Annotated in this window: 22 protein-coding genes; 5 read left to right on the top strand and 17 right to left on the bottom strand. The window is 41.5% G+C overall.

Annotation, left to right across the window (positions count from 1 at the left end; translation table 11 throughout):
- Positions 1-93 precede the first annotated feature (93 nt).
- The gene (locus tag AY606_RS06910; RefSeq protein WP_067866456.1) at positions 94-837 is read left to right on the top strand and encodes an energy transducer TonB family protein; all 744 of its coding nucleotides are present in this window, start codon (positions 94-96) and stop codon (positions 835-837) included.
- A gap of 50 nt (positions 838-887) precedes the next feature.
- Here AY606_RS06910 and AY606_RS06905 read toward each other — a convergent pair whose 3' ends face one another.
- The 3 genes from AY606_RS06905 to AY606_RS06895 all read right to left on the bottom strand — a co-directional run bounded on the left by AY606_RS06905 (position 888) and on the right by AY606_RS06895 (position 2,345).
- Positions 888-1,310 (bottom strand): YqaA family protein, encoded by a 423-nt coding sequence (locus tag AY606_RS06905; protein WP_067866633.1) that lies wholly within the window; start codon positions 1,308-1,310, stop codon positions 888-890.
- A gap of 18 nt (positions 1,311-1,328) precedes the next feature.
- Complete coding sequence (locus tag AY606_RS06900) at positions 1,329-1,613, bottom strand: hypothetical protein (RefSeq protein ID WP_067866455.1); 285 nt, start codon at positions 1,611-1,613, stop codon at positions 1,329-1,331.
- 108 nt (positions 1,614-1,721) lie between these two features.
- Positions 1,722-2,345: a glutathione S-transferase N-terminal domain-containing protein gene (locus tag AY606_RS06895; RefSeq protein ID WP_067866453.1), complete on the bottom strand. Its 624-nt coding sequence runs from the start codon at positions 2,343-2,345 to the stop codon at positions 1,722-1,724.
- Positions 2,346-2,673: 328 nt separating this feature from the next.
- Between AY606_RS06895 and AY606_RS06890 the strand changes: the two genes are divergently transcribed.
- The gene (locus AY606_RS06890; RefSeq protein WP_067866451.1) at positions 2,674-3,132 is read left to right on the top strand and encodes an Hsp20 family protein; all 459 of its coding nucleotides are present in this window, start codon (positions 2,674-2,676) and stop codon (positions 3,130-3,132) included.
- 323 nt (positions 3,133-3,455) lie between these two features.
- Positions 3,456-3,596 carry a hypothetical protein gene (locus AY606_RS16590; RefSeq protein WP_249409226.1) on the top strand — a complete coding sequence of 47 codons (141 nt, stop codon included), beginning with the start codon at positions 3,456-3,458 and terminating at the stop codon, positions 3,594-3,596.
- 151 nt (positions 3,597-3,747) lie between these two features.
- On the opposite strand, the gene infC is transcribed toward AY606_RS16590, so the two are convergent.
- The 3 genes from infC to AY606_RS16080 form a co-directional block, all read right to left on the bottom strand.
- A complete protein-coding gene (gene infC / locus AY606_RS06880; RefSeq protein WP_067721967.1) occupies positions 3,748-4,299 on the bottom strand; it encodes a translation initiation factor IF-3 in 552 nt (183 codons plus the stop codon).
- 5 nt (positions 4,300-4,304) lie between these two features.
- Positions 4,305-6,227, bottom strand: a complete 1,923-nt coding sequence (gene thrS / locus AY606_RS06875) for a threonine--tRNA ligase (protein WP_067866449.1) — start codon at positions 6,225-6,227, stop codon at positions 4,305-4,307.
- A 232-nt stretch (positions 6,228-6,459) separates the two neighbouring features.
- Positions 6,460-6,609, bottom strand: coding sequence for a hypothetical protein (locus AY606_RS16080; protein ID WP_155858135.1), 150 nt, complete (start codon positions 6,607-6,609; stop codon positions 6,460-6,462).
- 532 nt (positions 6,610-7,141) lie between these two features.
- On the opposite strand from AY606_RS16080, the gene AY606_RS06870 reads away from it, so the two are divergent.
- Positions 7,142-8,782: an acyl-CoA synthetase gene (locus AY606_RS06870; protein ID WP_067866447.1), complete on the top strand. Its 1,641-nt coding sequence runs from the start codon at positions 7,142-7,144 to the stop codon at positions 8,780-8,782.
- Positions 8,783-9,032: 250 nt separating this feature from the next.
- Here the strand turns inward: AY606_RS06870 and yjgA are convergent, their stop codons facing one another.
- The 9 genes from yjgA to mazG all read right to left on the bottom strand — a co-directional run bounded on the left by yjgA (position 9,033) and on the right by mazG (position 15,663).
- Positions 9,033-9,569: a ribosome biogenesis factor YjgA gene (yjgA, locus tag AY606_RS06865; RefSeq protein WP_067866444.1), complete on the bottom strand. Its 537-nt coding sequence runs from the start codon at positions 9,567-9,569 to the stop codon at positions 9,033-9,035.
- A gap of 2 nt (positions 9,570-9,571) precedes the next feature.
- Positions 9,572-9,841 (bottom strand): HPr family phosphocarrier protein, encoded by a 270-nt coding sequence (locus tag AY606_RS06860; RefSeq protein ID WP_010325935.1) that lies wholly within the window; start codon positions 9,839-9,841, stop codon positions 9,572-9,574.
- Positions 9,838-10,689 (bottom strand): RNase adapter RapZ, encoded by an 852-nt coding sequence (gene rapZ / locus AY606_RS06855; protein ID WP_067866442.1) that lies wholly within the window; start codon positions 10,687-10,689, stop codon positions 9,838-9,840. Before rapZ ends, AY606_RS06860 begins: the two co-directional genes overlap by 4 nt.
- A gap of 24 nt (positions 10,690-10,713) precedes the next feature.
- Complete coding sequence (gene panC / locus AY606_RS06850; RefSeq protein WP_067866440.1) at positions 10,714-11,559, bottom strand: pantoate--beta-alanine ligase; 846 nt, start codon at positions 11,557-11,559, stop codon at positions 10,714-10,716.
- 2 nt (positions 11,560-11,561) lie between these two features.
- The gene (gene panB, locus AY606_RS06845) at positions 11,562-12,371 is read right to left on the bottom strand and encodes a 3-methyl-2-oxobutanoate hydroxymethyltransferase (RefSeq protein WP_067866438.1); all 810 of its coding nucleotides are present in this window, start codon (positions 12,369-12,371) and stop codon (positions 11,562-11,564) included.
- Between the two features lie 39 nt (positions 12,372-12,410).
- The gene (gene folK, locus AY606_RS06840) at positions 12,411-12,899 is read right to left on the bottom strand and encodes a 2-amino-4-hydroxy-6-hydroxymethyldihydropteridine diphosphokinase (protein WP_067866436.1); all 489 of its coding nucleotides are present in this window, start codon (positions 12,897-12,899) and stop codon (positions 12,411-12,413) included.
- Positions 12,896-14,347: a polynucleotide adenylyltransferase PcnB gene (gene pcnB / locus AY606_RS06835; protein ID WP_067866434.1), complete on the bottom strand. Its 1,452-nt coding sequence runs from the start codon at positions 14,345-14,347 to the stop codon at positions 12,896-12,898. Before pcnB ends, folK begins: the two co-directional genes overlap by 4 nt.
- Before the next feature lie 136 nt (positions 14,348-14,483).
- On the bottom strand, positions 14,484-14,834 hold the full coding sequence (locus AY606_RS06830; protein ID WP_249409229.1) for a ComEA family DNA-binding protein: 351 nt from the start codon (positions 14,832-14,834) through the stop codon (positions 14,484-14,486).
- A 67-nt stretch (positions 14,835-14,901) separates the two neighbouring features.
- Complete coding sequence (gene mazG / locus AY606_RS06825; protein WP_067866430.1) at positions 14,902-15,663, bottom strand: nucleoside triphosphate pyrophosphohydrolase; 762 nt, start codon at positions 15,661-15,663, stop codon at positions 14,902-14,904.
- 121 nt (positions 15,664-15,784) lie between these two features.
- Here mazG and AY606_RS06820 point away from each other — a divergent pair, with 121 nt between their 5' ends.
- Positions 15,785-16,558: an SDR family oxidoreductase gene (locus AY606_RS06820; protein WP_067866428.1), complete on the top strand. Its 774-nt coding sequence runs from the start codon at positions 15,785-15,787 to the stop codon at positions 16,556-16,558.
- A 75-nt stretch (positions 16,559-16,633) separates the two neighbouring features.
- Here AY606_RS06820 and AY606_RS06815 read toward each other — a convergent pair whose 3' ends face one another.
- Positions 16,634-17,281 (bottom strand): 4'-phosphopantetheinyl transferase family protein, encoded by a 648-nt coding sequence (locus tag AY606_RS06815; protein ID WP_081408374.1) that lies wholly within the window; start codon positions 17,279-17,281, stop codon positions 16,634-16,636.
- Positions 17,282-17,370: 89 nt separating this feature from the next.
- On the bottom strand, positions 17,371-18,780 hold the full coding sequence (der, locus tag AY606_RS06810; protein ID WP_067866424.1) for a ribosome biogenesis GTPase Der: 1,410 nt from the start codon (positions 18,778-18,780) through the stop codon (positions 17,371-17,373).

Below are 18,780 nucleotides of genomic sequence, written 5' to 3'. Positions count from 1 at the left end.
GACTTGCGAGTATTTCAAATTCAGGAAATACTTCGCACTCACAATGCTCCGCTACCGCCGCAACCTTTGGTTTGATTAAAGAACTTAATATTTATGAAGCAAATACTGTGTTTTTCTCTACTCATGAGCTTACCATTAAGCGCTACATATAGTGCTACAGCTAATGCATCCAAACAACTCGCGGTGCAAAAAAGCGCAGCCCTTCCGGCGCATTTAACCACGCGCATTCAGTGGACCAAATTTCCACATCCTTCTTATAAAAATGAAGATTTAAAAGATCAAAACCGTAGTGCGATTATCCGGATCTATGCCGATGAAACCGGTACAATTAGCAAAGCCAGTATTCAGGAGAGTACCGGCTTAACTGATTTAGATGATCTGTTAATTAAAGCGGTACGTGAGGTAAGTGTAAAACCGCATGTCGAAAATAATACAGCCCTTCCACAAATTGGCTATCAAACCTTTAGCCTGAAATTAAGCCAAGACAATGACACTGAAGTTTGCCAATACAACTTTAACTCTAAAAACTGGCAGGCTCAGCAGCAAGACAAAAAAGTACCCTTTTCATATCGCGCTCAACCGAATTTGGATATTAACTCTGAACAACTCAACGGGCATAATCGTGCAGTGAAATTCACCTTTAAAGTGAATAAACAGGGGGATGTTAAAAAAGTCAAAGTGAAAAAAGGGTCCGGTATTTACGCTTTAGACCAACAGGTCGTTCAAGCTGTATCCAACAGTCACATTTCAGTAAAACGTACCGCCAATACCTTATGGCTGTATAAAAAATCTAGTTTTAAAGATGAAATTAAGTTCGATTTAAATCAATGTCAGTAATTTAAATACGGGTCTAGGCAATAAAAAGAGATGCGCCATGCATCTCTTTTTTAAAACATTGAAAAAGCAGCATAGATAAATAAATATCGTCCTACTTTGGCAATACTCACTATCCCTAAAAAACGCCAGAAATTCTGTCTCAGCAAGCCTGCAATTAAAGTAATCGGATCACCAATAATCGGCACCCAGCTCAACAGCAAAGACCAGTATCCATATTTTTGATAAATCCCCTGTGCCTTTAACATTTGCTGTGCTGAAACAGGAAACCATTTCTTATTTTTATAATGTTCGATTTGAAAGCCTAGCCACCAGTTCACACAGGATCCCAAAATATTTCCCACGCTTGCAACAAACAGCAGGCCAATAACTGAATGACTGCCCTCGGCCAACAATGCCAATAAAACCGCTTCAGACTGTAATGGCAATAAAGTCGCTGCGCCGAAAGCAGAAATAAACAGTAAAGCGTAGGACAGCATTATGCGAACAACAGTTTAAAGACCGAGTTTTTTCTTGGTAGATTGATATTCATAAACTGACCAAACGATAAATAAAATCATGACTACCCATCGTGCTAAATCATAACGATGCGCAATTACGCGAAAAATTTCTTTAGAGATGGTTGGATCATTGGCTTTTAGCGCCTCTGCCACTGACTGCATATGTACGACTTCAGCAATAAAGAGCAATAAGCAAGCTGCAATACCAAAGATAATTGCCCAATAAATTTTCTTATTTGTTTCAACAATATGGGTCAAATTTAAGAAAAAGTCTTTCATAGCCATGAGGTCCAATAAAAAACCACCGCAACGGGTGGTTTATTTTTGCGAGATTTAAGCGGTATTATTGCGTAATATTAGCACAAAAACCTTTTGCAATTTTTATCCTCAGGAATTCACTTGAATTGCCAATGCCCGCTGTACTGCCGGGCGTGCAGTTAAGCGCTCAATATATTCTTTTACGTATGGATAGTCTTCGAGTTGAATCTGCTGCCATTCATAACGCAAAATCCACGGCAGAATTGCCATATCGGCAATCGAATATTCACCCGCGACATACTTTTGACCCATCAGCTGTTTGTTTAACACGCCATATAAACGCTTACTTTCATTGATATAACGATCAATCGCATAAGGAATTTTTTCAGCTGCAAATTTACCAAAATGATGGTTCTGCCCAAGCATAGGTCCTAAACCACCCATTTGCCACATCAACCACTGTTCAACTTCAACACGTTGCTGTTCATCGGTTGGATAGTACGAGCCGGTTTTACGGCCCAAATATTGCAAAATTGCACCCGATTCAAATACGGAAATGGCTTCACCACCTGGACCATCCTGATCGACAATGGCCGGAATTTTATTGTTTGGAGAAATACGTAAAAAGTCAGGTTGAAACTGATCGTTTTCCATAATATTGATGGGGAAAATTTGATAATCCAAACCCATTTCTTCTAAAGCTATTGTAATTTTATGACCATTGGGCGTTCCCCAATAATAGAGATCAATCATTTTTCCACCTTTTGTCTTTCTGGTTCTACATGACATTATTGAACAATATGGATATTTATAGCATGTTTTATTGTGCTGAACCTTAATCCTTACTGAAACTTAATAAACTGAATTGAGCGGCTTGGCCTAATATTCTCCCCCTATTATCCCATTAAGATTTTTCTCAATTTTTTTAATTAAAGTGCTTGAAAAGCTAAATTTCAGACCTATATTTTTTAAAGTAAAGCAATGATCGCGTGAAGTCATAGCTTTACAGACTGTTGATGCGCAGCATGACAGCCTTGAAATCTTATTTATAAAACTTTGCTGAACTCAGGAGGTTCTATCAATGAGCAATGTAAGTCTTACTCCACTATTTCGTCGCAGTATCGGTTTTGACCGTCTCAATGATCTATTTGATTATGCGATGCAAAGTGACACCCCTAATTATCCACCTTATAATATTGAAAAGACCGGTGACAATCACTACCGCATTGTGGTTGCTACCGCAGGCTTTGCCGAAAAAGACCTGATGATTAATCTTGAAAATCAAGTACTCACCATTTTAGGTAAACCTGCGGAAGAAAATACCGATAGCACCATTGAATTTTTACATAAAGGAATTGCCCGTCGTTCATTCAAGCTCTCGCTACGCCTAGATGAACATATTGAAGTACAGCATGCCGACTATGAAAATGGTTTATTAAAAATAGACTTACAGCGCATTATTCCGGACGAAAAATTGCCGAGACAAATTCCGATTGGTAAGAAAGTTGAACGCTTAGAGTCTACTACTGTCGACGCATAAACCGTATAAAAGACCTGCCTATATGCAGGTCTTTTTCTATTTCCTCTACTTTTAATGCAAAATTAACTGAAAAAAATAAACTAATATTTAAAAATTATCTGAAAAATTCCGTTCAAGCAGTACATAAAAAATCATCAATATTGGCAAAAAATAGGCAAAATGTGCATTATTTAAAATCAGCCAATACGGGTTCAACCACGATTTTTATCGCTTTTATATGCTTGGTGATTCTCATCAGTTTATTTATTTTTGACTGGGCAGATAATAAAAATATGGAAACAAGCTATGGATGAGCGACATGGGCAAAAGCAGAACAATGCAAAATGATTCAAGTTCAGGCAGCCAAAGCAGAATTGGAAAATGCCAAATTGTGTGCTCAAGCGATAAAATTAATCGGTCACTGCGAAAGATATCCTGAATACAGTACACAGCAATGTATTGGCGCCTTTGGTGAGGCATTATGACCGATTCAGCAAATTTTATGTATCGACCCGAAGCCAATACTCCAATTGTGGAAGCATGTAAAAACAATAGCCCTCTACAACAATAAGTAAAAAACAGGCATAAAAAAGCACTGCATTTGCAGTGCTTTTTTATTAATGGATCAACGCATACTTATTTTTTACGTTTCGGTCCAATGAGCATGCCCATTTGACGACCTTCCATTTTTGGTGCTTGTTCGACTGTACCGAATTCAATTACGTCTGCTTCAACTTTTTGTAATTGAGCAAGACCTAATTGTTGGTGAGCCATTTCACGACCACGGAAGCGCAAGGTAATTTTTACCTTGTTGCCTTCCTCTAGGAAACGAAGAATTGCACGTAACTTGATGTTGTAATCACCAATGTCTGTACCAGGACGCAACTTAATCTCTTTAACCTGAACTTGATGCTGTTTTTTCTTCGCATCTTTTTGCTTTTGCTTCAGATCGAATAAATGTTTGTTAAAGTCCATGATTTTACAAACAGGCGGCTCTGCATTAGCAACGATCTCAACAAGATCAAGCTCAACTTCTTCTGCAGCGCGCAACGCTTCAGCTAAAGAAACGATGCCCTTTTGCTCTCCTTCAGCACCAACGAGACGTACTTCTTTTGCACGGATCTCGTCATTCAATGCAGGACGATTGCTTTTAGCACCTTGTTGTTGGTTACGGTCAGGCTGTTTAATCTTTCTTACTCCACAATGTACCGGCCACGTTCGGCTACGGCTGCTTTCACTAGGTCAACGAAGGCATCAATTGACATAGTACCTAAATTTTTTCCTGAGCGGGTACGGACATTTACTGTACCTTCCTCTACTTCACGGTCTCCAAGAACCAGTAAGTAAGGAATACGCTCTAAAGTACGTTCACGAATCTTAAAGCCGATTTTCTCATTTCTCAAGTCAGAAATGGTACGAATTCCACTTTCTTTAAGTTTAGCGACGACTGACTCACACGCCTCGGCCTGCGAATCGGTAATATTCATGACACACGCTTGAACGGGTGCTAACCATGGTGGCATAAAGCCCGCATAGTGTTCAATAAGTATACCAATAAATCGTTCAAAACTGCCAAGAATCGCACGGTGCAACATTACAGGCTGATCACGATCATTATCTTCTGTTACATAAGATGCGTCTAGACGGCCTGGTAAATTGAAGTCACACTGAATAGTACCACATTGCCAGATACGACCTAAGCAGTCTTTCAACGAAAATTCAATTTTCGGCCCGTAGAATGCACCTTCGCCGGGTTGTAAATCCCATTCAAGACCCGCAGCATCCAAAGCATCTGCCAAAGATTTTTCTGCCATATCCCAAAGTGCATCTTCACCCACACGTTTTTCAGGACGAGTCGACAATTTCATTTGTACTTCTTCGAAGCCAAAATCTTTGTATACATCCAGTGTCAATTTGATAAAGTCTGCAACTTCCTGACCAATCTGTTCTTTGGTACAGAAAATATGGGCATCATCTTGGGTAAATCCACGTACACGCATAATGCCGTGCAGTGAGCCCGATGGTTCATTACGATGACATGAACCGAATTCTGCTAAACGTACCGGAAGATCACGATACGATTTTAAACCTTGATTGAACACTTGTACGTGACAAGGACAGTTCATTGGTTTAACGGCGTAGTTACGGTTTTCAGAATGCGTGGTGAACATGTTGTCTGCATAGTTTGCAGCATGTCCTGATTTTTCCCACAAAGTGAAGTCCACGACTTGTGGAGTACGAATTTCTTCATAGCCATTGTCTTGCTGAACTTTACGCATGTATTGTTCAAGCACTTGGTAAATGGTCCAGCCATTTGGATGCCAGAACACCATACCCGGCGCTTCTTCTTGCATATGGAACAAATCAAGCGCTTTACCAATTTTACGGTGATCGCGTTTTTCTGCTTCTTCAATCCGTTTTACATACGCTGCAAGCTGTTTTTTGTCTGCCCAAGCTGTACCGTAAATACGTTGTAACTGTTCATTCTTCGCATCACCGCGCCAGTAAGCACCCGAGATTTTAGTCAGCTTGAATGATTTTAAGAATTTGGTGTTTGGAACGTGCGGACCACGGCACATGTCCAAATAGTCTTGATGGTAGTACAAGCCCATTTGTGTCTCGTTAGGCATGTCTGCAATCAAGCGTAATTTGTAGTCTTCACCGCGTGCTGTGAATTCTGCAATTACTTCATCACGTGGGGTCATTTTTTTCACGACTTCATAGTCTTGATCGATGAGCTTTTTCATACGCTCTTCAATCGCTGCCATGTCATCTAAGGTAAAGGGACGTGGCATCCAGATGTCATAGTAGAAACCTTCTTCAATGACCGGACCAATGACCATCTTTGCTTCTGGGAACAATTGCTTAACAGCATGACCGACCAAATGCGCGCATGAGTGACGAATAATTTCGATACCTGCTTCGTCTTTAGGCGTAATAATTTGTAGCGTTGCATCTTCAGTGATGAGATCAGACGCATCCACTAAACGATCATTCACACGACCAGCAACTGTATTTTTGGCAAGACCGGGACCAATGCTGAGCGCAACGTCCATCACAGATACGGCTTGATCAAACTGTTTTTGATCGCCATTTGGCAAAGTGATAATTGGCATAAAAAATCCTTAAGGAGTGATGCCCCGTACCCTGGGGCATATCACCGCGAGATTATGATCGAGGAAAATCCTCAAAAGATAAAAACGGTGGATAGATAAAATCGACTCGAATTTTACACGTCTTATCCACAGGATTAAACCTTTTTACCTAGAAAATTCGCGATTTGGCTCATTTTGAATTTATTTGCCAATACTCTCCCCTTACCAGAATTGGGGATTCTTGCTTCTGATTTTATTCTCTACAGGTATCCCGCTCTGCAAATTCTGCCTCAGCATAGGCATAAAATTCGTCAAATTGCAGAATAACCGCTTTGCTCTGTTGCCGCATTAAAAACACATAATTAGCCACGACGCCATCGCGCTGTTTGAGAACCTGCATCATTTTCGGGTTACTGCTATATCCATATAAAATATCCGGCTGATGTTTTGCAGGATAAATATAATCGGCGCGCCAATCTCCCTACATGAACAAAGTTTGATTATTATGAACAAGGTAATTCAGTAATTCTCAACCGGAAAATTGGCTATAAGGTAAAAAAACTTAACACAGGTGTAGCAATCCACAGTGTACATTTTAGTTCTGATAAATTGTCCAGATCACAAGCACTCGGCTTAAGCAGCATGGAACCAAAAGCCCGATCATTACAGACACTCTGTGGGCGATGCTATATATAATTTCATTATTCTTCCCTGGCTGATATTATTTTAACTGCCCAATTAGAGTAAAATACCTAAAAAATCAAATAGGGGAATCCGGGCGTTCAAAATATTGCAGTATCGCTAAATATTACCCTTAATATTCAATATGTTAAGAATTATAAAAACGCACTCGACTAAAGCCTAAATGCAAGATTGCCAAGAAGCGCATATCTTTTTAACAGGATATGAAAATAAATATACAACGGAGTTTTAAAATGGTTAACGCATACGATGAATTACCGCGTACCCCCGCAAATTTTGTAGCGTTATCACCTTTGCGCTATCTTGATCGTGCAGCGTATATCTATCCAAATCAAGATGCGATTATTCACGGTAAGCGTCGTATTACCTGGCGTGAGAAATACAATCGTTGCCGTCAGTTTGCTAGCCAACTCCAAAAATTAGGCATCGGTAAAAATGATACCGTGTCTGTACTGCTGCCGAACATTCCTGCCATGATTGAAGCGCATTTTGCCGTGCCTATGGCAGGTGCGGTACTCAACACCTTAAATACACGTCTGGATGCCAAGACACTGGCATTTATGCTTGAGCATGCTGAAACCAAAGTATTATTGGTCGATCCCGAATTTGCTGCGCTGGCTACAGAGGCACTTACACTGGTGTCACAAGAGATCTATGTGATTGATGTGGCTGACGAAGAATATGAAAATGCGTCGACACCGATTGGCCAAGTTGAATATGAAGACTGGATTGCCCAAGGCGATGCAAATTTTGAATGGCATTTACCTCAAGATGAATGGGATGCCATCAGCTTAAGTTACACCTCTGGCACCACAGGCAATCCTAAGGGCGTGGTTTACCATCACCGCGGTGCCTACATTAACGCAGCCAGTAATATCATTGCTTGCGGCATGATGCCTCGTGCCACCTATTTATGGACATTACCGCTGTTCCACTGTAATGGCTGGTGCTTTGCATGGACCATGGCTGCCAATGGCGGAACAAATGTCTGCTTACGTAAGGTCGATGCTGAACTGATCTTTAAACTAATTGCTGAACATAAAGTGGATTACTTCTGCGGTGCGCCAATTGTTTTGTCCCTGCTCATCAATACTCCTGAAGAGAAGAAGACCAAGCTGGATCACCGCGTCGAAGTCATGGTGGCGGGTGCTGCGCCTCCAGCAGCGATTATTGAAGGTATGCGTAATATTGGCATCAATGTCACTCATGTCTACGGTCTGACAGAAACCTACGGTCCTTCTGCTCTCTGCGCAGCGCAAGCCGGCTGGAGTGATTTGTCGATTCAGGAACAAGCGCAGTTGCACTCGCGTCAAGGCGTTCCATACCCACTGCAAGATGGTATGAAAGTGCTTGATCCAGAGACCATGCAAGAGGTTCCACATGATGGTCATACCATGGGAGAAATCATGTTCCGTGGCAATATTGTCATGAAAGGTTATTTAAAGAATCCTGAAGCAACGGCCGAAGCATTTGCCGGCGGCTGGTTCCATACCGGTGACCTTGCTGTGTGCCAATCAGATGGCTATGCCAAAATCACTGACCGCTCCAAAGACGTGATCATTTCCGGTGGTGAAAATATTTCATCGCTTGAAGTGGAGGAAGTGCTTTATCAGCATCCTGCGGTCCTCACTGCGGCGGTGGTGGCTAAACCTGACCCACGCTGGCAGGAAGTTCCATGTGCCTTTGTGGAACTAAAACAAGGCAAAACAGCCAGCCCTGAAGAGCTGATTGAATTCTGTAAACAGCATCTAGCACGTTTTAAAGTGCCTAAAGATCTGGTGATTACCGAGATTCCTAAAACTTCAACCGGGAAACTGCAAAAATTCATCTTGCGTGACTGGGCTAAAGAACGTGCTACAGGTGAGTGTAATTAATTTCTCCTGAACCCGCTTTTTTCTCATAATCGCAGTTTCCTCTTCTTTTAGGAGAGGGGTTGAGAAAATTCATATATATTTAAAAAATATATGATTTCAAATAACTCGTTGAAAAATGATTTATTTCAAAGATATGTTTCAGGATAAAGCTCCCATCCTCTTCAACTCGCCTCCAAAGGGGCAAGAGAATTCTTCAAGCATAAAAAAGCGACCGATTAGGTCGCTTTTTTATTTCTATCATGGAAAAAAATCAGTTATCTGAAATTAAGGCCACTTGCTGAATATAGTTAAACAATTTCAACTTGGACGCAGCGACTTGTTCTTCAGGCAACTGTTTGCTGATGTCACGCTGAATACGCAAGATATGCTGACGAATTGGGTGATGTTCAGCAGCATTATGCGCTTTCATGAATTCTTTGATTGCCGGATCACCCTGTGCAATCATTCGGTCAACCCAGCGCTGCAATTGCGCGGTTTTTTTCGCACCTTGTTGCGGGGTTAAATAAGATAAAATCACTGCCTCATCTTCATTACGCAATAATTTACCAATCCGTAAAAACTGGCGACGACGTGCTTCATAGGACGTAATATTACGTACTTCTAGCAGTGCATCAATTAAACGCTCTTCTACAGGGAGTTTCTGAATTTGTTTAACATTCAGTTCAGAGAGTTGTTCACCTAAAGCAGCCATACGCTGAACTGCTTTTTTTTGTTCGGTTTTGCTTGCACGTCCTTCTAAAGTTTCAAAGTCATCTTCAGTAAAACGCTGTTGCGGTCGACGTGCCACGATTAATCTGCCTCGTAAAATTTTGCTGCAAATAGCGCCTGAATTTCAGATAAAGCTTGTTCTTCATCTGCACCTTCAAGCACTAAACGTAAAGTTGTGCCTTTGCCTGCACCGAGCATGAGCAAGGACATAATATTTTTTGCATCGACTAATTTATCACCTTTACCAATTTGAATCGATGAACGAAATTTGGTGGTAACCTCAATTAGTTTTCCAGATGCACGCGCATGTAAACCTAGTTTATTAATTACGTCAACAGTTGTGTCAATCATGACCAGTGCTTCATTTCCCTGTGTAAGACCTGAATAGACCATTTTGCCTCAAGAGCTTTTTTGAGTCTATCCACTATATATACTGAACGGTGCTGCCCTCCGGTACACCCAATCGACACTGTCATATAGTGACGGTGCCCCTCGGCAAAGGCAGGCAACCATTTATCTAAAAAATGATAAATATCTTCGAACATTTCGTTGGCTTGTTCACTTTGCAGTAAAAATTGCTGTACAGGTAAATCCAAACCTGAATATTTGCGCAATTCCAGCTCCCAATGCGGATTAGGCAAATGACGGACGTCAAACACATAATCAGCATCCAATGGAATACCGTGCTTATAACCAAAAGACTGCAAAATTAAAATGAGGTTATCGGATTGTCCAAGTTTAGACAACAACGTGTGCTTGAGATCATGCACACTTTTATCCGTAGTATCAATATGTACCGTTGAACGTAATTGTATCGGAAGCAATAAAGTCTTTTCTTCCTGAATACACTGATTCAAACTTTTAAAACGACTGGACAAAGGATGAGGACGACGCGAAGTGCTAAAACGGGAAATCAATTGTTGATCCTGAGTGGTCAGATAAATGATATCGACCGAACCATGGGTTTGCAGTTGTTCAAAAACATGATCAAACTCTTCTAGGTCTGCACGAGTGCTGCGTACATCCACCCCCAAAGCCAATTGTTCTAAATTATTTTCATTGTCCAGTTTAGCAACAATTTCAGGCAGTAATGCCAAGGGTAAATTATCAATACAGTAATATCCTAAATCTTCAAGTATCTGCAACGCAGATGATTTTCCTGATCCGGATTGTCCTGTAACGATTAAAATACGTTTCATGGCAAGGCTGTCCTTAACTAAGTTTTACGCAATATACTTAACTTGCAAGTTATCAATCAATCGGGTTGAACCTAATTTTGCCGCGACAAACAAAACCACATCCTGATCAAATGCTTCTATTGGTTGTAATTCCAGAGTACGCGCTTGCACATACTCCACAATAAAACCAGCTTGTGTCAACTTTTGCTTAATATTTTCTAACACTTCCGCTAGAGTAATACCGCTTTGAAGTTCTTGTTCAGCCGCTTTTAAACTTTGGTAAATGGTCGGTGCAATCTGACGATGTTCTTCACTTAAATAACCATTACGCGAGCTAAGAGCCAGACCATCTTCGGCACGGGTAATCGGCACCCCAATCACCTCCAACGGAATATTCAGATCACGTACAAACTGACGAATCACAGCCAGTTGCTGGTAATCCTTTTGTCCAAAGAAAGCAAAATTGGGTTGCACCATATTAAACAGTTTAGTCACCACAACGGCTACGCCATCAAAATGACCTGGACGCTGTAAACCACATAAATCATTGGTGATTTCAGAAACACTAATATTGGTTAAACGGGGTTTATTGCCGTACATTTGCTCAACGGTGGGTGCAAAAACAATGTCACAGCCTACGTCTGCCAACAAACGGCTATCCTGCTCTAAAGTACGCGGATAATTTTCAAAATCTTCATTTGGACCAAACTGAATGGGATTGACAAAAATACTGACCACCACCACATCACATAATTTACGCGCTTCACGTACAAGGTTTAAATGACCTTCGTGTAAATTACCCATGGTTGGAACAAAACCAATAATTTTTCGCGCCGATCGAGCTGGACTCAGTGAAGCAGTTAATCCCTGAATGCTAGTTTCTGTTTTCATTTTTACAGCTCGACTTGAAAAGTGTGTTCTTTGGCAGGGAAAGAACCCTCTTGTACTGCAGCATGGTAGGCTTTAAAAGCATCCAGAATTGCAGTTTCCCCTGCCTGTTCTTTCATAAAATTACGTACAAATTTAGCCACACGGCCAAAGGTCAGCCCCAACATATCTTGCACTACAAGTACCTGACCATCGGTATCTGCGCCAGCACCAATCCCAATCACAGGAATATGCGGGAACAGTTCAGCAATTTCTTTACCCAATTGTGCAGGCACACATTCTAATAATAATATTGCAGCACCTGCATCAACTACGGCGTTACAATCTGCGATCAGCTGATCCGCGGCTTCTCGTGTCCGGGCTTGTAACTTATAACCGCCAAAGACATGAACCGATTGTGGGGTTAAGCCTAAGTGGACACAGACTGGAATACCATTCCGGGTCAAAACAGTGACGGTTTCGCTTAACCACGCACCGCCTTCCATTTTGACCATCTGTGCGCCAGCTTGCATAACCGTTTTTGAGCTTTGCAATGCATCATTTAGTGTCGCATAACTCATAAACGGCAAATCAGTCATAATAAAGGCATGCTGATTACCACGACGTACCGCTGCAGTATGGTAAGCCATATCTTCTACAGTAACCGGCAGAGTGGAATCACGCCCTTGAATCGACATCCCTAAAGAATCACCAATTAAAATACTGTCGACTTCGGCAATTTCCATTGCTTTTGCCATACTTGCATCATAACAAGTCAAACAAGAAAATTTGCGTCCATCCGTTTTAAATTTTCTTAAGTCGCTGAGACTAATCATCAAGATATTCCTCTAACCCATGCTTTCCACATGTCTAAATTAAATATTTGACCAAGTTTCATCATCCAGAACAGCAATTGTCGGATGTTGAACCAGGGGTAAATCTTTTAATCGTTGTGCTTTAATTTGTATATTTACATCTAAATCTAACAGGGGTATGACCACAAAATCACGTTCGCACAATCCCACGTGCGGAACAGTTAAACGATCATTTTGAATGTGTTCTTGACCATAGAGCAATAAATCTAGATCCAAGGTACGCTCGCCCCAATGGCGTAAACGCACCCGACCCGACTCTTGTTCAAAACGTTGCAACTCATCCAATAAGACCAAAGGTGCTAAATCAGTTTCTAGCTGCACCACCGCATTTAAATAATTCGGCTGATCCTGGGGACCCATGGGTGGACTTTGATATAACTTCGAGGTTTTCACACCTCCAAGCGTTGCCAGCTTGTGCACAGCTTCAAGCAAAATCTGGCGTGAATCACCCAAATTGCTACCTAAGCCAATATAGGTGACTGTGGTCATTGTGTGGGTCCAAAAACAACTTGGCTTAAATCACGTTTTACCCGTTTACGTTTTAGAATTGGATGGTCATATGCAATCTCTGAGCCGCCAGCAGAAACTGTTTGAACAGGTCTGTCAGGTCGGGTTCTGCTCTTGCGTTCACGGCGATGTGGTTCAGGCTCGTTAACCAGAGGTTCAATTTCTACAGAGACAGATCTAGATTCAATCACATCTTCTGTTGCCGCTTTACGACGACTTTTTGCACGTTGACGATTGTACTGACTAATGGCCCGCTCTTTTTCATCGGTGCTCATCAGCTGATAAGCATCCCACCACATTCCCATACCTTGGGTGGTGCTGTCGCCAGACTTTTCGCGAAGCAACAGGAAATCGAAACCGGCACGGAAACGCGCATGGGTCGATAAAGCTTGGATTTGTTGTGGTTTTGGATTGAGCAAACGGGTTTGCATTTCCCAAACTTCACGAATAAAGGTTTCTGCAAAACGTGGAATGATGGTACGGGTGGCCTGACGTTTTAATACATCCAGGCCCGCTTGTGCACGTGCTTCTGCTGCAACTACACCTTTGCCGAGATAAAATTCGCAACGCTCTAAAAAAGGTTTCCACAGCAACACTGCATAGAAAAATGCAGGGTTGATGGTTTTACCGATTTGAATACGCTGATCAGTATTGATGGCTGCGCGTTCAATAAAGGTTGAAATAACCGGAGAGATATCGGCAAATAGCTGAGGCCAGATATCAAAATCAATCAGCATCGGCAGCACGCGATTTAAATGACCCATGGTGAACAATTTCTGCGATTCATCATATAAACGATGCGGAGAAATATCACGCAGTAACTGAGTCATTTCCGGGGTGAAAATCTCTAAAATTTCAGGTGCAATAGTGAAATTTAATTTTGCTGCGAAACGCAAAGTACGCAGCATACGCACCGGATCTTCTTCAAAACGTAAAGTCGGATCACCCAATAAACGTAAAGTTTTATTTTCGATATCCTCAATGGCATTACAGAAATCGAGCACGATCCCTTTACGCGGCTGGTAATACATCGCATTAATGGAAAAATCACGACGCACAAAATCTTGCTCAATCGTACCCCAATTGTTGTCGCGTAGAATCATGCCTGAAGCAGAAGTCACTGCTTTTTTAGGTGGTGCACGGAATGTCGCAACTTCGATCAGTTCTCGGCCTGAATAGACATGAGCAAGCTCAAAACGTCGTCCAATAATACGACAACGCCGTCCGAAAACTTCTTTCACTTGGGCAGGTGTTGCATCGGTGACGGCATCAAAATCTTTAGGATTAAGACCCAACATTAAGTCACGGACACTACCACCGACAAGATAAGCTTCAAAGCCTGCCTTATTTAAGGCATCGATAACATCTAATATGGAAGAAGGTAATTGAGCGGTTGATAAACCACATTTTGACGCGCGCAAAGTTTGCAAAAGACGCTGTCTCCTACGTCTGAACGTAAAATATCTAAGATGACGCTAATCATATATCTATCACAATCAAAGGGCAATTTGATTATCTCGATGCTCAAGATATTGTTTAGCCCTTGTTGCCAGATTAAGCCACAAATTATAAGGCTAATCGAGCTTTATTCTTGGCAAATAAAGCCGGTCCAATCCCTTTGACCTGCTGTATTTCCTCAATGTTTTTAAATTTACCATTTTTTTGACGGTAGGCAATAATCGCTTCAGCCTTTTTTAAACCGACCCCAGTCAGCTCTTGTAGCTGTTCCAGATTGGCGTGGTTCAAACTTATTTTTGTCTCCATAGATGCCTGTAAAGCAGGTTTCGCCAAATAATAATTTTTGGGTGGAGATACATGCGGTATTTTTAAGCGTGCATCTTCGGCTTCCTGTTCAGCCTTCCATTTTAAGTATTTTTGATCGAATTGCTGAGCATAAGCAGCCGTTCCACTCAACATTGCAATCAAAGTACCCATATAAAAAATCGCATTCAGCAGCTGTATTATTTTTTTCATTATTAGCCTTTTATTTTAATTGTTGTTTTGCCTGCTCCCACAGCCGATCCATTTCTTCTAAAGATAGCGTCTCAATTTTTTTATGCTGTTGCTGGGCGTGATCTTCAATGAAAGCAAAACGTGTTCTAAATTTATGAATAGTGCTTAAAAGCGCCATTTCACTGGAAAGTCCCAGTTTACGTCCAACATTGATCAGTGAAAATAAACAATCACCAAATTCATCGAATATTTCGTCGGAATTTTGATTGTGCATAGCGTGTTGCAGCTCATCTAATTCTTCATTCAGCTTGCCATAGGCGCCTGCCACATCAGGAAAATCAAAGCCAATTTGTGCTGCATTTTTTTGAATTTCATGTGCTTGCTGAATTGCAGGCCCATGTTTGATCTCATCCAAACGCGATTGAGCTTGGCCTTGTTTTTCTTGTTGTTTAATTTTTTTCCAAAGCATAGCCACATCATCTGAACTAAGCTGTGAACATTGCTCTGCCTGAAATACATGGGGATGACGACGAATTAACTTTGCAGTAATCGCATTCACCACATCATTAAAATCAAAAGCCCCGACTTCGCTATACATTTGTGACTGAAAAACCACTTGCAGGAGCAAATCCCCGAGTTCATCCCGAATTTCGTCGGTATTTCCATCCCTGACTGCTGCTTCCACCTCATACGCTTCTTCGATGGCATATTTGGTCAGGCTTTGCGGTGTTTGCTGCTGATCCCAAGGACATTTTTCACGTAATTCACGCATCACTGCCAATAATTTATCCATGGTTTGATCACTCCCGTCATTTTAAAAAAATAGCATTTTTCACCCTCAATATTTGTTATGCTCAAGCTCGAATTATTAAAAAATTAGTGCCACAAAAACAAAACTGAAAGGGAAAAAACACATGCACAGTATCTTTATTAGCGGTGCAGCACAAGGAATTGGTGCTGCTATTGCTACCCTGTTTTATCAACACGGCTACAAAGTCGGCATCTATGATATCAACGAAATTCAAGCCCAGAAACTTGCCCAACAATTAGGATCACGAGCAAAAGCGGGTTCGCTCGATGTCGCTGATTATAGCCAATGGCAGCACGCCCTTGATGAATTTCAACTCTGGGCAGGTGAAGTGAATGTATTGGTTAACAATGCAGGGATTCTTTATTCGGGAGCTTTTGAACAGACCGACATCGCAGCACATCACCGAACCATCGATATTAATGTGAATGGTGTGTTAAATGGCTGCCATGCCGCTTTGCCCTATTTACAGAAAGCCTCTTTTGCACGAGTGATTAATCTGTCCTCGGCTTCTGCCATTTATGGCCAACCTGATTTAGTGTCTTATTCCGCCAGTAAATTTGCGGTACGCGGCATTACCGAAGGCTTAGATATCGAATGGCAAAAATACGGTATTCGGGTTTTAGATGTCATGCCCTTATTTGTTCAAACCGCGATGGTTAAAGATATGGATGCAGGGACTATCCAAAATATGGGCGTGCATTTAAGTGCAAAAGATGTGGCTCAACAGATCTACCAGTTGGTACAGCTTAAAAACAGTATATTTACCCCCACCCACCAACCTGTGGGATTAAAAACTAAAATCATGTTCAATCTATCCAAACTCAGTCCGCAGTTCATTAACCGGATGAGCACGATGTTTTTAGCCAAAAGAAAATGATTCAATAAAAAAAGAGCCTGATCATAAGGCTCTTTTTAAATGCTCAATGCTGCATCGAGCTTATTAAAGTTATTTTTAAGATGGGAAATGTATTTTAATTTCCGGGAAAGCAAAACCCTTACATGAAGCTTCTGAACGCCATGCGACCGTTAACATAACATGACCTAAATTGAAATTTTGATAAGCAAATGTGCCAATTAAAGGATGACTGCATAATCCTCCATCATAAACAGGATGCACCCGAGTCTCTAACTCATTTAAATTTAGATGTATACCCAAACCCGATGCTTTTAATACTGCCTCTTTAGTGGTCCAGACTTTAAACCAGTAAGCAGGGTCTTGGTCCAGTTCATTCCAGTGTTGTAATTCATTGGGGTGAAAAGCGTGCGCTGCCAAAGCTTCAAAGCGCACCTTTCGGTCTAAATCTTCTATATCCACCCCTAAATCTGGCATATGGGTACTGGTGGCTAAAGCATAATTTTTTTGGCTATGGCTATGGTTAAAATAAAATTGAGGAGATTTAACTAAATACGGTTTGCCATGTTCCGTACTCGCAAAATCTTCTTGCTGAATGGTTGTGCCTAATTGCTGTGAGAGCAATTGATTCCGGTAACGATAAATGGCCTGTTTTTGCTGCTGAATTTTAGTCTTGCGATCCAACTCTTTAGATAGCGGGACAATATGCTCAATTTTATCGACATCTACGCGTATCAATCTGGTCACGTGCATTCCCTGATCCAAAAATATAATGACATCTTAAAACAAAAAAGCCCAAAGTAAACTTCAGGCTTTTTTGATCAATAGAAGATTAATTAATTTCTAAATTTCTTTTCAGCTTTCTTGAATTTCTGAACATAACGACGTTTACGTGCTGCAATGCGTTCATCCATTTGCGTCTTACGACCTTCAAATGGATTTTCAGACGTTTTAAAGTCAATACGCACTGGCGTCCCTTCAAGTTTGTACACTCGACGGAATACATTTTCCAAATAACGACGATAATCCGCAGGGGTTTTATCGACTTTATTACCATGTACAATGATCGTTGGTGGATTCTGACCACCCATATGGGCATAACGCATTTTAATACGTTTACCGCTAATCATTGGCGGTTGATGTGCTTCAGTGGCATCATTCAAAATTTGAGTTAATTTCGCAGGCGAAACTCTCAAATGTGAAGAGTCAAATGCACGATGAATGGAAGGATATAACTCGCCTACACCGGTACCATGCAATGCTGAAATCAAATGCACTTTGGCCCATGGGATAAAGTCAAAACGACGGTCGACATCAAGCTTACATTGCTTGCGGTCGTATTCTGTCATGTTGTCCCATTTGTTGATTGCAATCACCATTGCTCGGCCCGCTTCTAAAGCATAGCCAATCAAATGCAGATCTTGTTCAACCACACCTTCACGTGCATCCAATACTACAACCACAACATGGGCATCTTTAATCGCTTGTAGCGTTTTCACGATTGAGAATTTCTCAACCATTTCATCTACCTTGCCTTTACGACGCACACCTGCAGTATCAATCAGCGTGTATTTGCGTTCATTCCGTTCATACGGAATATAAATAGAATCACGCGTGGTACCTGGCATGTCATAAACCACAACACGCTCTTCGCCCAGTAAACGGTTGACCAAAGTTGATTTACCGACGTTTGGACGACCAATCACGGCTAAGCGTAAACCGGTGTTCTGATCATGCAACGCAGGATCTTCATCCTCAGGAATATCTTCAAGCACATCTTCAAGCATTTGAGCCACACCACGACCGTGGCTTGCTGCAACATGCATGGGTTCGCCAAAGCCAAGTTGATAAAACTCAACCACTGCAGCTTCGGCATGTACACCATCAACTTTGTTTGCAACCAAGTAAACTTTTTTCCCGAGGGTACGAAGTTCTCGTGCAATTTGTTCATCTGACGCTAGTAATCCCGCACGCGCATCAACAACAAAAACAATAATATCGGCTTCATTGATGGCTGTTTTTGATTGCTCAGCCATGTATGAATCAATACCAGCTTCACTTTCACCGATACCGCCTGTATCGACTACAATGAAGGATTTATTTTGGAATACTGCATCGCCATATTTGCGGTCACGAGTAAGACCAGCAAAGTCAGCCACGAGTGCATCACGACTCTTGGTAATCTGGTTAAATAGCGTTGATTTACCGACGTTCGGACGTCCAATTAGCGCAATTACGGGTTTCAT

The organism is Acinetobacter sp. SFB (assembly GCF_001647545.1).
Taxonomy (GTDB): domain Bacteria; phylum Pseudomonadota; class Gammaproteobacteria; order Pseudomonadales; family Moraxellaceae; genus Acinetobacter.
The sequence above is the reverse complement of the archived record's forward strand: the minus strand, read 5'-3'. Positions and strand labels throughout refer to the sequence as shown.